Source organism: Pseudoalteromonas sp. SR44-2, assembly GCF_014163745.1.
Classification (GTDB): Bacteria; Pseudomonadota; Gammaproteobacteria; order Enterobacterales; family Alteromonadaceae; genus Pseudoalteromonas; species Pseudoalteromonas distincta.
On sequence record NZ_JACJDW010000074.1, the window covers coordinates 1 to 1,211 of the forward strand.

The window sequence follows — 1,211 nt, forward strand, 5'->3', positions numbered from 1 at the left end:
TAGATACCATCTCTCATTTTAAGCTTCAAGGCCGTATTTAACTTTCTTGAAGCTTAAACGCTTCTTGGTTTTTTATTACACCAAAACATATATGAATGAGCTTTCGCATATTTGCACACACAGCTTGCATCGGTGTTTTACCATTATTTATTAACGTTAACTTGTGTCGTTTTATTGTTTTATTCCATTGCCCAGCAACAATGGCTGCCATATAAAGTTTGCATCGAATTCTGGCTGGCCCAAGTTTACTGATTGATGTTCGCCCTTTTAATTTACCCGATTCATTGTGCCGTGGGATTAATCCACAATAAGCGGCCGCTTCTTTGGCTTTATTAAATTTTTTAGCCGCAAACAAATACGTCAGCTCTCTCGATAATACGGGCCCAATGCCAGGGATAGACTCAAGTAGCTTTCTGTTTCTTTTTAAATCAGGTTCATTATCTATGTGGTTATCAATGTCAGATTTAAGCTGTTTAATTTCATCATCTAAAAACGCGATTGTCACTTTTATCGATTGGCAAACACGCGCGGAAACGTTGCTAAATTCACTTGCTTCTAATCGGTTAGCTTCTCGTTGGCGGTTACTCTCAAGCGCATCTAAACGACGAATAAGGGCTTTAAGCTCTCTAATTTCTAACGCTTCAGGTTGCCAATAATTAACGACTGCGTGCTTAGCACAGCCATAATGAGCAAGCATCGTTGCATCAGATTTGTCTGTTTTATGAATTATGTTTAAAGCGTCTGCATACTTTTTAGCTTTACCGGGATTCGCTAAAATAATATTAAAGCCTTGCTCGTGTAAAAAATACATCAGTGCTTCATGATAAACACCTGTTGGCTCGAGAGTAATAACGAGCTCATTAGCAGCGCTTTTAGTTGTATTTAAAAGCCATTTTTCTATTCTTGTAAAGTCTTGACGATTGTTTTTAAAGACTTTTGTTTTAATTTTATTTGTAAGCTGGTCTCTCAACCATGATAAATCAATTTTCTCTTTACTAATATCAATGCCGATAAACATCATCTCTACTTACTCCCCTTGTACATACAGCATCTACTTAAATAAAAGTGTGCTTGGATACCATTCAGTTTGTGAGAATAGAAAGCCAGGGCTTTATCTACGGAGCAGTATGAAATACTAGACGCACAGGCAAGCTCACTGACTTCGATGTGATAAATGATAGCTAATCATTTATCAATGAGAGATACAAGAC

1 protein-coding gene is annotated in these 1,211 nt (G+C 37.2%); it reads right to left on the reverse strand.

Annotated features, from left to right (window positions below):
* Positions 1-37: 37 nt before the first annotated feature.
* Entirely contained in the window at positions 38-1,021 is a 984-nt protein-coding gene (locus H5115_RS19970) for an IS110 family transposase (RefSeq protein ID WP_182756984.1), read from the reverse strand.
* Between the last annotated feature and the right edge of the window lie 190 nt (positions 1,022-1,211).